Here is a 13988-nt window from a genome sequence, read left to right on the forward strand (position 1 = left end):
TGGGTGGGGGTGGTGGCTGCCGAACGGGGTTGATCGAAAGCATGACAATCGAGCAAATCAAATGACAGGTCTTGCTCATGAATTGGCCAAGTCCCGCCACGGCGGAGGAATGTGAACGGATGGACAAAAGGGGCAAATCGTCCTGGTTTGCAGCGGGTTACCGTCCGAACCGACGCCTGGTAGCGCGGCGCCGGCCCGCTCCGGGGCCAACCCCGGTGCGCCGGTGGCCCGTTGCCGCGCGTTCACGCCGGCGCAATGTCCTGGTATGGACCTGGCCGTCCGATTGGCGGGTTCCCGCCACGTGTTGCGCTTGTCCACCATCAGGACGCCTGGTAGCACACGTCCCGTCCGCCGGTACGGTAAGGAGGTGGCCAAGCCCCTCGCTCTCGACTTCGACCCGATCGCCCGCGCCGACGAGCTGTGGACCCGCCGTTGGGGCGGGGTCCCCTCGATGGCGGCGATCACCTCGGTCATGCGCGCCCACCAGATCCTGCTCTCCCGGGTGGACGCGGTGCTCAAGCCGTACGGGCTGACCTTCGCCCGCTACGAGGCCCTGGTGCTGCTGACCTTCAGCCGGACCGGCGAGCTCTCGCTCTCCAAGATCGGCGAGCGGCTCATGGTCCACCCGACCAGCGTCACCAACACCGTCGACCGCCTGGAGCGGGCCGGCCTGGTCGCCCGCCGCCCCAACCCGCTGGACGGCCGCGGCGTGCTGGCCGCGATCACCGGGCGCGGCCGCGAGGTGGTCGAGGAGGCGACCCGGGAGCTGATGGCGATGGAGTTCGGGCTGGAGGAGTACGACGCCGAGCAGTGCCACCAGGTGTTCGAACTGCTCAGGCCGCTGCGGATCGCGGCCGGCGACTTCGCCGAGCCGTCCGAGGGGGCTGCGAAGGGCCGGGCGTGAAGGCGGCTACCCTCGTGTGAGCGGTGCGCGGATCCGGGCGTACCGGCGGACCGTGCCGAGCGAGGCGAGGAAGATCATGAAGGCGACCCCCCTGCTGGGCTGGTACCGGGCCCTGGCCATTGCGACCGGTACGGCGCTGCTGGTGTTCTGCGGCTTCATGGTCGCGAAGTACGGCTTCGACGCGGCCAAGGACGTGACCACGTACGTCGCGATGCTGCACGGCTACCTCTATATCGGGTACTTCGTGGTGACCTTCATGCTCGGGCAGAAGCTGAAGTGGCCGATGGGCCGGCTGGTGCTCACCCTGGCGGCGGGCTGCATCCCGTTCCTCTCCTTCGTCTTCGAGCGCAAGGTGGCCCGCGAGGCCGCCGAGCAGCTCCCGGCGGGCGGCGGCGCCCGCCAGCCGGCCGGCGTCTGAGCCCCGGGCTCCGACTCCCGGGCTCCGACTCCCAGGTTTCGCGAGAGCGCCCCTTCCCCGACCGGGGGAGGGGCGCTCCGGCGTTCTCGGACCCCGTTCGGGCGGCTCCCGGAGCCCCGGGCCGGATTCCGGGTCCCTTTCGGGGGATCGCGGGCCGTGCGGGCGGGTTGTCCATCGACAAGTACTAGGACGTCCGAGTAAATTGTTAGGACGTCCTACTAGCTGTGCCGCCCCGTCGCCGCGGCGGCCGTACGGAGCGGAGTTCGGGATCATGGACGCCGAGGAGATCGAGCGGGGCCGGCAGCGCTGGCAGCAGCGGTACGACAAGGCCCGCAAGCGCGACGCGGACTTCACCACCCTCTCCGGCGACGAGGTCGAGCCGGTCTACGGCCCGCCCGCCGGGCAGGCCTACGAGGGCTTCGAGCGGATCGGCTGGCCGGGCGAGTACCCGTACACCCGCGGTCTGCACCCGACCGGCTACCGGGGCCGCACCTGGACCATCCGCCAGTTCGCCGGCTTCGGCAACGCCCAGCAGACCAACGAGCGCTACCGGATGATCCTGGACGCGGGCGGCGGCGGCCTCTCGGTCGCCTTCGACATGCCGACCCTGATGGGCTACGACTCGGACGACCCGAAGTCGCTCGGCGAGGTCGGCCACTGCGGCGTGGCCATCGACTCGGCCGCCGACATGGAGGTGCTGTTCGACGGCATCCCGCTCGGCGGGGTCACCACCTCGATGACGATCAGCGGCCCGGCCGTGCCGGTCTTCTGCATGTACCTGGTGGCCGCCGAGCGCCAGGGCGTGGACCCGGCGGTGCTCAACGGCACCCTCCAGACGGACATCTTCAAGGAGTACATCGCGCAGAAGGAGTGGCTCTTCGCCCCCGAGCCGCACCTGCGCCTGATCGGCGACCTGATGGCCTACTGCGCCGAGGGCATCCCCGCGTACAAGCCGCTGTCGGTCTCCGGGTACCACATCCGCGAGGCCGGGGCCACGGCCGCGCAGGAGCTGGCGTACACCCTCGCGGACGGCTTCGGCTACGTCGAGCTGGGCCTCTCCCGCGGCCTGGACGTGGACGTCTTCGCGCCCGGCCTGTCCTTCTTCTTCGACGCGCACCTGGACTTCTTCGAGGAGATCGCCAAGTTCCGCGCCGCGCGCCGGATCTGGGCCCGCTGGATGCGCGAGCGCTTCGGCGCCAAGACCGACAAGGCGCAGTGGCTGCGCTTCCACACCCAGACCGCCGGCGTCTCGCTGACCGCGCAGCAGCCGTACAACAACGTGGTCCGCACCGCCGTCGAGGCGCTGGCCGCGGTGCTCGGCGGCACCAACTCGCTGCACACCAACGCCCTGGACGAGACCCTGGCGCTGCCCTCCGAGCAGGCCGCCGAGATCGCCCTGCGCACCCAGCAGGTGCTGATGGAGGAGACCGGCGTCGCCAACGTCGCCGACCCGCTGGGCGGTTCCTGGTACGTCGAGGCGCTGACCGACCGGATCGAGCAGCAGGCCGAGGCGATCTTCCAGCGGATCCTGGACAAGGGCCGGGAGGACCACGAGATCGGCCCGATCACCTCCGGCATCCTGCGCGGCATCGAGGAGGGCTGGTTCACCGGGGAGATCGCCGAGGCGGCCTTCCAGTACCAGCAGTCGGTGGAGAAGGGCGACAAGCGCGTGGTCGGCGTCAACTGCCACCCGCGCAGCGTCACCCCTGAGCTGGAGATCCTGCGGGTCAGCCACGAGGTCGAACGCGAGCAGGTCCGGGTGCTGCGGGAGCGCAAGGCGGCCCGGGACGACGCGGCCGTCCGGGCCGGGCTGGACGCCATGCTGGCGGCGGCGCGCTCGGGCGAGTCGATGATCCCGCCGATGCTGGACGCGGTGCGCGCCGAGGCGACGCTGGGCGAGATCTGCAACGCGCTGCGCGAGGAGTGGGGCACGTACCAGGAGAACGCGATGTTCTGAGGCCGCGGCCGACGCGGAGCCGCCGTACGGGATCCCGTACGGCGGCTTTGCCGTGTCTCCGGCCGGGGTGCTCTCAGCCCGCGAGCATCGGTCCGAGCAGCAGGTCGGTGAAGCGGCGGGTCCACTCCGGGGTGATCGGCTCGCCGCTGACCAGGACGCGGTGTTCGACGGTGCCCGCGATGGTGTCGAAGATGATGTCGACCTCCTCGCGGGCCGAGGTGTCGTCGGTGTCCGCCTCCAGCTCGCCGCGGGCCTGGGCGGCCGCCCGGCCCTGGCGGACCAGCCGCTTCTGCGGGTCCACGATGGCCTCGCGGATCCGCCGCCGCAGCTGCCGGTCGCGGGTGCCCTCGGCGAACAGCGCGAGCAGCGCGGCCTGGGTCTCCGGGCGGGCCAGCAGGTCGGCGAACTGGGCCACCACGGCCTCGATGTCGGCCCGCAGGCTGCCGAGGTCGGGCATCACCAGCTCGTCGAAGAGGGTGGCGACGGCGTCCACCACGAGCTCGTTCTTGGACGGCCAGCGGCGGTAGAGGGTGGTCTTGGCGACCCCGGCCCGGCTCGCCACGTGGCCCATGGTCAGTCCGCCCCAGCCGAGTTCGGCCAGGGTCTCGCGGGTGGCGTCGAGGATGGCGCGGTCGGCGGCGGCGCTGCGCGGGCGGCCCTTGGCCCGGGCGGTGCCCGCGGGCGCCGGGCAGTCCTGGTGCGTGCCCTGCGGGCTCGCTGGGGGCTGGGCGGCCGGCACCGGGCCTCCTTGCGCTCTACTGGTAAGTAACTTGGGTGGGGCTGGTAACGGTAGCGACTGTTCGTCCGTTCGGGCAGCGGGGCACCCCGGGAAAGTGGGGCAGGTCACGTCCCCGAACCACCGGAGGGGCTTGCGGCCGGGCCACCGGCTCCAGTTACGCTACGACTCGTAGCGAAAGCAGTGACAACCAGGCGCCGCGTCCCGTGGGACGGGAGCGGCGCGGGCGCGGGTGGGGATCCGCGCCGAACGGTCCAGGCTACCGGGGGAGGGGCACGGCGCCCGGGAACCCGCACCGCGCGGCCCGCGCGGGGCGACTTTCCGGAGGTTGGTGCCCGCGAGCAGCGCGGACGGGGGAGGATGGTGCCATGCAGCCACGGAATTCGCGTCTCAACAGCTCCGCCCTGCGCGGTGCGGTCGACCTCGCCGCAGTGAAGGCGGCCGGCGAAGCCGCCCAGAAGGCCGAGCAGGCCCGGGCCGAGCGGGCTCGTCAGGCGTCCGCCGCCGATGCGGACGGAGCCGCCCCCGCCCGGACCGCCCACCAGCTCGTCATCGACGTCACCGAGGACACCTTCGAGACCGAGGTCGTCCAGCGCTCCACCGAGGTGCCGGTCGTCATCGACTTCTGGGCCGAGTGGTGCGGGCCCTGCAAGCAGCTGAGCCCGGTCCTGGAGGGCCTGGCCGAGGAGTACGCCGGCCGCTTCGTGCTCGCCAAGATCGACGTCGACGCCAACCCGCTGCTCTCCCAGCAGTTCGGCATCCAGGGCATCCCGGCCGTGATGGCCGTGGTGGCCGGCCAGCTGGTGCCGCTGTTCCAGGGCGCGGAGAGCGCGGCCAACATCCGTCAGATCCTGGACCAGCTGATCCTGGTCGCCGAGCAGCGCTTCGGCGTGGCCGGCCTGGCCGGTGGCGCGGCCGCCCCGGGCGAGGCCCCGGCCGCCGCCCCGCAGCGCCCCGAGGACCCGGCGCTGTCCGCCGCGCACGACGCGCTGGACGCCGGCGACCTGGGCGGTGCCATCCAGGCCTACCGGAACGTGCTGGCCGAGCAGCCGGGCAACACCGAGGCCAAGCTGGGCCTGGCCCAGGCCGAGCTGCTGAAGCGGATCGAGGGTCTGGACCTCCAGGCCGTCCGGGCGGCGGCCGCCGCCGACCCGAAGGACGTCGGGATCCAGCTCAAGGCGGCCGACCTGGACCTGGTCGGCGGTCACGTCGAGGACGCCTTCGGGCGCCTGGTGGCCACCGTCGGGCGGACGGCCGGCGAGGACCGGGACACCGCCCGGCTGCGCCTGCTGGAGCTGTTCGAGGTGATCGGCCCGGAGGACCCGCGGGTCGTCGCGGCCCGTACGGCGCTGGCGCGCGTGCTGTTCTGAGCCCGCTCCGGGCCGGTTCCCGGTCCGTCCCGAGCCCGTTCTGAGCCCGGATCAGGTCCGCTGCCTGGCACGGCGGATGACCTGCGGTGTCGCTGGTGATTTGGCGACAATCCGGTCAACTGAACAGAGGTTTACCAAATCTTGATTTCACCCGTGGGTGGTCACCTTGTGTGACCGCCCACGGGTGTTTCGCTTGCGTTTCCGGCAGATTTCGCCGTCACGTTTCCTTCAAGACGTCACGCAGGGTGCGGTCCGGGTCGATTCCATGATCAACGCCACCTGATGTTGCATTACCCGTCAGTAAGGAACCTCTTGTGCTTCGCCCGGGATTCAAGCACGATCGGCCACGCCCGGTCCCGGGCTCCACACCCCGACCCCGGTCGGCCACGCGGAGCGCGGGATCCCCACCGGGCGGTCCGTCGGCCCCGGCCGGCGGGAGGGAGGGCAGGGGGGTATCCGCGGTCCCACGGCGGTTCCTGTCCTTCGACCGGCCGCGCGGCCCTGCGCGGTCGCTGGTTGTCGCTCGGGGGTGATCGCCGATGTCGTCGGTCCTGCCCGCCGCCCCGCAAGGACGGCCGGTGCTTGGACGGGAGGTCCGCTGCACGCGGGCCGCTCCCGCGTCCGACGACGCCCAAGGCGCTCTCCGCTACCGAGGACGTAGCTCTCTCCCATCCCAGGTCCCCACCGGTGCGGGACGCGCCGCCGGGGAGCCGGAGATGTACGTCCTAGAAGGAGGACTCGCATGTCCCAGACCTACGGCAAGACCCGCTGGAAGCGCTTCGCCCTGGTGATGGTGCCGAGCATCGCGGCCACCGCCGCGGTGGGCGTCTCGATCGCCAACAACGCGCTGGCGGCTTCGTTCAGCGTCTCCGGCCAGAGCTTCAAGGTCACCACGCCGGAGCTGCACGGCAGGAACTTCGCCCAGTTCGGCTCGATCGACGCGGAGTCGAACGGCACGCCGCACCCGGTCGCCGTCTCGGCCTTCGACGAGGCCACCATCAAGGGCCTCTGCCAGTCGGTGGTGACCGACCCCAACGTCATCCCCGGCCTGCCGTGGAAGCTGCCCAAGATCATCCTGCGTCTGGAGGCCGGCAACAGCGAGGACGTCAAGAAGCAGGTCTACGCCAAGAACCTGCTGATCGACCTCGACCAGCTGAACGCCGACGCCGAGTTCTCCAACATCAACATCGGCCAGGAGGCGTCGACCCTCAAGGGCGAGGCCACCCAGGGCTGGAAGTCCAAGCTCGGCGGCCTGCCGTCCGGGCAGACCGGCTTCGCCCAGGCCGCCGAGAAGGCCGACCTGTACAACGTGCAGCAGACCGCCTGGGCCACCTCGGCCGGCACCTTCAAGCTCCCGGGCCTGAAGCTCGCGCTGCACACCGACGGTTCCGGCGAGTGCTACTAGGCCGTTGACGGCGGCGGGCCGGGCCCGGCCCGCCCGCCCCGACGGCACCCGCGGGACCGGGGGCGGTGCGTGCGCCGTCCCCGGATCCCGTGTCTCCTCCATCCCTCGTTCACACCATCGAGGAGCTGCACCGTGTCCAGCGCCCTTGCCTCCTACCGGCCCGCCGAGCACGAGAACCCCGCCCAGTGGCTGCGCCGGGTGTTCCGTACGTTCCGTCGGACGCGGCCGTACTACGGCGGTCTGCTGGCCATGATCGCCGGCGTCCCGATCATGTACTTCCCGTACGCCAAGCTCTCGTTGGGCGGCATGACGGTGGCCATGGCCACCACGGCGGGTGCCGGGTCACTGATCATCGGCGTGCTGCTGATCGTGCTCGGGCTGACCGCCTGGTTCCAGCCGGCCGTACGGGTCTTCGCCGGCATCGCCACCACGCTGCTGACGCTGGTCTCCCTCCCGGTCTCCAACCTGGGGGGCTTCGGACTGGCCCTGCTGCCGGGCCTGATCGGCGGCGGGCTGATGGTCTCCTGGGCGCCGCTGCCGGAGCCCAAGGCCGCGAAGGCGGCCGGGCGCGGACGCTGGGGCCGGGCCAAGGGCGGCGCCGGGGACGCGGCGGCCGGGAACGCCGTGGCGCGGAGCGTCGCCACCGAGCCGGCCACCGACGGCGCCGTCGAGGCGCCCACCGCCGAACTGCCCGCCCAGGGCGGGCCGCAGGCCGCCGAACCCGCGGCCGCCGTCCCGAAGCAGGCCGACACCGCGGACCGGAAGCGGGCCGCCGCCGTGGACCAGGAGGAGGCGCGGTGACCGGGCCGGCCGAGCAAGCCGACGGTACGACCGTTCCCGCGCAGCGCTCCGGCCGGCACGCGGCCCCGCGCACGCCCGTACGGGTCCGGCTGAGGGGCCGGGCACTGGCGCTGGCCGCGGTGCCGACCGCGCTGCTGATGGCCGCCGCCTACACGCCCAACCCGGCGGTCGCCGAGTCGGCGGCGGGCAAGCCCTGCGGCACCGCGCCGGCCGCCGTGCCGGACGTCGCGCCGGTCGAGACGCCGGTGCCCAAGAGCGAGCTGCCCGAGCCGCCGCCGGGCCCGTCCACGGCGCCGAGCACCGCGCCGAGCACCGCGCCGGGCACCGCGCCCACCGCCGGCCCCTCGACGGACCCGGGCTCGGTGCCGACCCCCGCACCGACCACCGGCCCGGCCCAGCAGCCGACCTCGCCGGTCAAGCCGTCGGCCGCCGCGACGCCCACCACCACCGGCCCGGCGGCCCGGGCGGGGCTGATCGACGGCCTCGTCGACGGCGTCAACCGGCTGCTCACCCCGAACGGCTCGCCGAGCCCGACCCCGGGCGGCGCCCCGACCACCACCCCCGCGGCGCCCGCCGGCCCGGCCGCTCCGGCCGCCCCCGCCCCGCACACCGAGGCCCCGCACCCGGACGCCCCGGTGCAGGCCCCGGCCGCCGCCCCGCAGGCCGCGCCGCCCGCGACCCAGCCCGCCGCCGACGAGCCCTCGCCCACCGCCACGCCGAGTGGCAGGGCGAGCGGCAAGCCGAAGTCCTCCGCGACCCCGTCCGCGGACGCCTCGGCGACGCCCTCCGCGGGCGCCTCCGGCAGCCCGTCCGGCACGCCGACCGAGAACCCCGACTGCGATGTGGACGCCCGGGGCCTGACCGCCGGCGCGCCCGCCCCCGGGCACGTCGTCCCGGAGCAGAACTGGACCCTGAAGACCAGCCGGCTCGCCCTGCACGGCGCGGCCTTCCACGGCGTCTACGACGTGAAGACCGTGACCGGCAGCAAGCGCGTCCTGAAGTTCGTGGTCGACAGCGTGGACATCGACAACCTCGACATGTCGACCCTGGAGGGCAACGGCGTCACCTTCCACGTCCAGGGCGCCCCGGGTTCCACCTCGACGATGCGCAAGGGCCCGGTCACCATGTACGTGGAGCGGCTGTCCGGCCACCTCTCCAAGGTGCTCGGCCTGCCGATCCCGATCGACCTGGGCGAGATCACCCTCACCCCGGACACCCTGCCGCGCTGGCTGTACGACCTGATCGGCTCCATCCCGATCCCGCTGGACCTGGAGCTGACCGGCGTCACCGCCAAGCAGGCCGGCCAGTTCGGCGGCACCCTGCGCATCCCCGGGATGCGCCTGTTCAACGACGACGCCCCCTACAGCGACAAGTAGCGGACGCCACAAGGACCGTGGGGCGGCCCTCCGGAAGGAGGACCGCCCCACGGGCGTTCAGGCCTGACGGGTGCTCACTCGCCCCGGGTGCCCAGGTGGTGCACCTGCACCATGTTGGTGGTGCCGGGGACGCCGACCGGGACACCGGCGGTGACGATGACGGTGTCGCCCTCGCCGAGCCGGCCGAGCTTCAGCAGCTCCCGGTCGACCTGCGCGACCATCGCGTCGGTGGTGGCCACCTGCTCCGTGACGTACGCCTCGACGCCCCAGCTCAGCGAGAGCTGGTTGCGGGTGGCGCTGTCCGGGGTGAAGGCGATCACCGGGATCGGCGAGCGGTAGCGGGACAGCCGGCGGGCGGTGTCGCCGGACTTGGTGAAGGCGACCAGCGCCTTGCCGTCCAGGAAGTCGCCCAGCTCGCACGCGGCGCGGGCGACGGAGCCGCCCTGGGTGCGCGGCTTGCGGCCCGGGTTGAGCGGCTGGAGGCCCTGGGCGAGCAGCTCGCCCTCGGCCGTCTCGCAGATCCGGGCCATGGTGCGGACGGTCTCGACGGGGTACTTGCCGACGCTCGACTCGGCGGACAGCATGACCGCGTCGGCGCCGTCCAGGATGGCGTTGGCGACGTCGGAGACCTCGGCGCGGGTCGGGCGCGAGGCGTGGATCATCGACTCCATCATCTGGGTGGCGACGATGACCGGCTTGGCGTTGCGGCGGGCCAGGGTGATCAGCTGCTTCTGGACCAGCGGCACCCGCTCCAGCGGGTACTCCACGGCCAGGTCGCCGCGGGCGACCATGATGGCGTCGAAGGCGAGGACGATCTCCTCCATGGCCTCGACGGCCTGCGGCTTCTCGATCTTGGCGATGACCGGCACGCGGATGCCGACCTCGTCCATGACCTCGTGGACGTCCTTGATGTCGTCCGCGTTGCGGACGAAGGACAGGGCGATCATGTCGACGCCCAGGCGCAGCGCGAAGCGCAGGTCGTCCTTGTCCTTCTCGGACAGGGCGGGCACGTTCACGGCCGCGCCGGGCAGGTTGATGCCCTTGTTGTTCGAGAGCACGCCGCCCTCGATCACCACGGTCTTCACCCGCGGGCCGTCGACGCTGACGACCTCCAGGGCGATGACGCCGTCGTTGATCAGGATCGGGTCGCCGGCCTTCACGTCGCCGGGCAGGCCCTTGTAGGTGGTGCCGCAGATGTGCTGGTCACCGGGGACGTCCTCGGTGGTGATGGTGAACTCGTCGCCGTTGTCGACGGTCACCGGGCCGTTGGCGAAGGTCGCCAGACGGATCTTCGGACCCTGGAGGTCGGCCAGGACGCCGATGGCCTTGCCGGTGTCCTCCGAGACCTGGCGGACCTTGCGGTACCGCTCCTCGTGGTCCGCGTGGTTGCCGTGGCTCATGTTCAGTCGGGCGACGTTCATGCCCGCCTCGACGATGGCCTTCAGCTGTTCGTAGGAGTCCGTCGCCGGACCCAGGGTGCAGACAATTTTCGCTCGGCGCATATGGATCAGTCTATCCGTTCGTGTTATAGGTGCATTCGGCACGCACCGGGAGGAATCGCCGACGAAAGCTTCCGAGGAGTGAGACGGATCCGTGTCAGTCCTCGGACTCCCGGCGTTCCCGGTGCACCAGCGCGAAGGTCTGTCGGGCGATCTCCAGCTCCTCGTCGGTGGGCACCACGGCGACCGCCACCCGGGCGTACTCGGGCGAGACGATCCGGGCCTCGCCGGACCGCACCGAGTTCAGTTCCGGGTCGACGGCGATGCCCAGTTCCTCCAGTCCCGCGGTGGCCGCCGCGCGCACCGGCGCCGCGTTCTCCCCGACCCCGGCGGTGAACGCGATCGCGTCCACCCGGCCGAGCACCGCGTAGTAGCCGCCGATGTACTTGCGCAGCCGGTGGACGTACGAGTCGAACGCGAGCTTCGCGTCCGCGTCCCCCTCGTCGGCCCGGCGCATGATCTCGCGCATGTCGTTCTCGCCGCACAGCCCGCGCAGGCCGCTGCGGCGGTTGAGCAGGTCGTCGATCTCGTCCACGGACAGCCCGCCGACCCGGTGCAGGTGGAACACCACGCCGGCGTCGATGTCGCCCGACCGGGTGCCCATGACCAGGCCCTCCAGCGGGGTCAGGCCCATCGAGGTGTCCACGCAGCGGCCGCCCGCGACCGCCGAGGCGGAGGCGCCGTTGCCCAGGTGCAGCACGATCACGTTGACCTCGGCCGGGTCCTTGCCGAGCAGCCGGGCGGTGGCCCGCGAGACGTACTGGTGCGAGGTGCCGTGGAAGCCGTAGCGGCGCACCCGGTGCCGGTCGGCGACGTCCTTGTCGATCGCGTACCGGGCCGAGTACTCGGGCATCGAGGCGTGGAAGGCGGTGTCGAAGACGGCCACCTGGGGGAGGTCGGGGCGCAGGGCCCGGGCGACCTCGATGCCGGTGATGTTGGCCGGGTTGTGCAGCGGGGCGACCGGGATCAGCCGGCGGATCTCCTTGAGCACGTCGTCGGTGATCACGGTCGGCTCGGTGAACCGCAGGCCGCCGTGCACCACCCGGTGGCCGATCGCGGCCAGCTCGGGGGAGTCCAGCCCGACGCCGTCGGCGGACAGCTCCTCGGCGACGGCCTTGAGCGCGGCGGCGTGGTCCGGGAAGGCCTGGACGGTCTCGCGCGGCCCGCCGGTGCGCGGGGTGTGCACCAGCCGCCCGCCGGCCTCGCCGATCCGCTCGACCAGCCCGGCGGCCAGCCTGGCCCCGTCCAGCATGTCGATCAGCTGGTACTTCACCGACGAGGAGCCGGCGTTCAGGACGAGGACGCGGGTGCCCTTGCTCATGCGGGGAGCTCCTTGCTGTCCGACGCGAGGTCCTGGGAGGTGCGGTCCTGGGAGGCGTGGTCCTGGGACTGGATGGCGGTGATCGCGACGGTGTTGACGATGTCCTGCACCAGCGCCCCGCGGGAGAGGTCGTTGACGGGCTTGCGCAGCCCCTGGAGCACCGGGCCGACCGCGACGGCCCCGGCCGAGCGCTGGACCGCCTTGTAGGTGTTGTTGCCGGTGTTGAGGTCCGGGAAGATCAGCACGGTGGCCCGCCCGGCCACCGGGGAGCCCGGCAGCTTGGTGGCCGCGACCCGGGCGTCCACCGCCGCGTCGTACTGGATCGGGCCCTCGACCAGGATGTCCGGCCGCAGCTCGCGGACCAGCTCGGTGGCCTTGCGGACCTTGTCGACGTCCGCGCCGGAGCCGGAGGTGCCGGTCGAGTACGAGAGCATCGCGACCCGCGGCTCCACCCCGAACTGGGCGGCGGTGGCGGCCGACTGGATGGCGATGTCGGCCAGCTGCTGGGCGTCCGGGTCGGGGTTGACCGCGCAGTCGCCGTACACCAGCACCCGGTCGGCCAGGCACATGAAGAAGACCGAGGAGACGATCGAGGCGCCCGGCGAGGTCTTGATCACCTCGAAGGCGGGCCGGATGGTGGCGGCGGTGGAGTGCGCCGCGCCGGAGACCATGCCGTCCGCGATGCCCTCCTGGACCATCAGGGTGCCGAAGTACGAGACGTCGGTGACCACGTCCAGGGCCAGTTCGACGGTCATCCCCTTGTGGGCGCGCAGCTTCGCGTACAGCTCGGCGAACTGGCGGCGCAGCGGGCTGGTGGCCGGGTCGACGATCCGCACCTGGGCGCGGTCGGCGGCCGGGTCCTCGGCCGGGAGGTCGATGCTCAGGCTCGACGCCTTGCGGCGGACGGCGTCCGCCTCGCCGAGCAGGGTGAGGTCGCAGATGTTGCGGCGCAGCAGGATCTCGGCGGCGCGCAGCACCCGCTCCTCGGTGCCCTCCGGCAGGACGACGTGCCTGCGGGTGCCCCGGGCGCGCTCCAGCAGCTCGTGCTCGAACATCATCGGGGTGACCCGCTCGGACCGGCCGACCTCGATCAGGTTGGTCAACTCGGCGGTGTCGACGTGCAGTTCGAACAGGCCGAGGGCGATCTCGGCCTTCCGGGGGCTGGCCGAGGTGAGCTTGCCCTCCAGGTGGGTCAGGTGGGCGGCGGTGGGCCAGCTGCCCTCGGGGACGACCGCGACCGGGGTGCCGGGGGCGAGCCGGGCGGCCAGCGCCATCACGTTGGGGCCGGGGTGCTGGCCGAGCGTCAGCAGCACGCCGGCGATCGGCGGGGCGCCGGCGGCGTGCGCGGCCAGCGAGCCGATCACCAGGTCGGCGCGGTCCCCGGGGGTGACCACCAGGGCGCCCTCGGTCAGCGCGTCCAGGAAGGTGGGCAGCATGGCGCCGCCGAAGACGTAGCCGCGCACGTCCCGGGCGAGGCCGGCGGCGTCCCCGAGCAGCACCTCGGCGCCGGTCGCCTCGACCAGCTGGGCGACGGTGGGCGCGGCCAGGGCCGGCTCCTCCGGGATGACGTAGGCGGGGACGGGCAGCTTCTCGGTGAGGGCGCGCTGGATGCGCTGCTTGGCGCCGGGGGCGACCCGGTTGGCGATCATCGCCAGGGTCTGGCAGCCGAGGTCGGTGTAGGCGCGGTGGGCGCCCAGCAGCTCGGCGACCACCGTCTCGGGGTCCTCGCCGTGCCCGCCGACCACCGGCAGCACGGCGGCGCCGAACTCGTTGGCCAGGCGGGCGTTGAAGGCGAGTTCGTCCGGGATGCTGGTGTCGGCGAAGTCGGTGCCGAGCACCAGGACGGCCTGGCAGCGCCGCTCCAGCGCGTGGAAGCGGTCGACCAGCGCGGAGACCAGTTCGTCCTGCCCGTGGGCGGCCTGGAGGGCGGCGGCCTCCTCGTAGCCGAGGCCGTACAGCTCGCTGCTGGGCAGGTCGAGCCGGTAGCGGCCGCGCAGCAGCTCGACCACGTGGTCGGAGCCCGGCTGCCCGGGGGCGGCGTGCACCAGCGGGCGGAACACCCCGACCCGGTCCACCTGGCGGGTGAGCAGTTCCATGACCCCGAGTTCGACCGCCTGGCGGCCGTCCCCCCGGTCGATGCCGGTCACGTACACGCTGCGCGCCACGTGGTTGTCTCCGTCCCGTCGTCTCGGAAAGTGGTC

11 protein-coding genes are annotated in these 13988 nt (G+C 72.6%); 7 read left to right on the forward strand and 4 right to left on the reverse strand.

Annotated features, from left to right (window positions below; translation table 11 throughout):
* The first annotated feature begins 367 nt into the window (after window positions 1-367).
* The 3 genes from AMK13_RS06445 (at window position 368) to AMK13_RS06455 (ending at window position 3279) form a co-directional block, all read left to right on the forward strand.
* Entirely contained in the window at window positions 368-904 is a 537-nt protein-coding gene (locus tag AMK13_RS06445; RefSeq protein ID WP_049651457.1) for a MarR family winged helix-turn-helix transcriptional regulator, read from the forward strand.
* Window positions 905-980: 76 nt separating this feature from the next.
* Complete coding sequence (locus AMK13_RS06450; protein WP_049651458.1) at window positions 981-1322, forward strand: DUF3817 domain-containing protein; 342 nt, start codon at window positions 981-983, stop codon at window positions 1320-1322.
* 271 nt (window positions 1323-1593) lie between these two features.
* Complete coding sequence (locus AMK13_RS06455; protein ID WP_049651459.1) at window positions 1594-3279, forward strand: acyl-CoA mutase large subunit family protein; 1686 nt, start codon at window positions 1594-1596, stop codon at window positions 3277-3279.
* A gap of 73 nt (window positions 3280-3352) precedes the next feature.
* Here the strand turns inward: AMK13_RS06455 and AMK13_RS06460 are convergent, their stop codons facing one another.
* Window positions 3353-4018, reverse strand: coding sequence for a TetR/AcrR family transcriptional regulator (locus AMK13_RS06460; protein WP_079271888.1), 666 nt, complete (start codon window positions 4016-4018; stop codon window positions 3353-3355).
* Window positions 4019-4383: 365 nt separating this feature from the next.
* Between AMK13_RS06460 and AMK13_RS06465 the strand changes: the two genes are divergently transcribed.
* The 4 genes from AMK13_RS06465 (at window position 4384) to AMK13_RS43375 (ending at window position 8967) form a co-directional block, all read left to right on the forward strand.
* Complete coding sequence (locus AMK13_RS06465; RefSeq protein ID WP_074001461.1) at window positions 4384-5385, forward strand: tetratricopeptide repeat protein; 1002 nt, start codon at window positions 4384-4386, stop codon at window positions 5383-5385.
* Between the two features lie 742 nt (window positions 5386-6127).
* On the forward strand, window positions 6128-6790 hold the full coding sequence (locus AMK13_RS06470) for a DUF6230 family protein (protein ID WP_049651461.1): 663 nt from the start codon (window positions 6128-6130) through the stop codon (window positions 6788-6790).
* Window positions 6791-6922: 132 nt separating this feature from the next.
* Entirely contained in the window at window positions 6923-7591 is a 669-nt protein-coding gene (locus AMK13_RS06475) for a DUF6114 domain-containing protein (protein ID WP_074001462.1), read from the forward strand.
* A complete protein-coding gene (locus AMK13_RS43375) occupies window positions 7588-8967 on the forward strand; it encodes a hypothetical protein (protein ID WP_074001463.1) in 1380 nt (459 codons plus the stop codon). Before AMK13_RS06475 ends, AMK13_RS43375 begins: the two co-directional genes overlap by 4 nt.
* Window positions 8968-9041: 74 nt before the next feature.
* Here AMK13_RS43375 and pyk read toward each other — a convergent pair whose 3' ends face one another.
* From pyk to pta, 3 genes are all read right to left on the reverse strand, one after another.
* Window positions 9042-10469 (reverse strand): pyruvate kinase, encoded by a 1428-nt coding sequence (pyk, locus tag AMK13_RS06485; protein ID WP_049656903.1) that lies wholly within the window; start codon window positions 10467-10469, stop codon window positions 9042-9044.
* A gap of 94 nt (window positions 10470-10563) precedes the next feature.
* On the reverse strand, window positions 10564-11787 hold the full coding sequence (locus AMK13_RS06490; protein WP_074001464.1) for an acetate kinase: 1224 nt from the start codon (window positions 11785-11787) through the stop codon (window positions 10564-10566).
* Window positions 11784-13952, reverse strand: coding sequence for a phosphate acetyltransferase (gene pta / locus AMK13_RS06495; protein WP_079271889.1), 2169 nt, complete (start codon window positions 13950-13952; stop codon window positions 11784-11786). Before pta ends, AMK13_RS06490 begins: the two co-directional genes overlap by 4 nt.
* Window positions 13953-13988: the final 36 nt, after the last annotated feature.

This window comes from Streptomyces sp. CB02056, assembly GCF_001905545.1.
In the GTDB taxonomy this organism is placed as follows: domain Bacteria; phylum Actinomycetota; class Actinomycetes; order Streptomycetales; family Streptomycetaceae; genus Kitasatospora.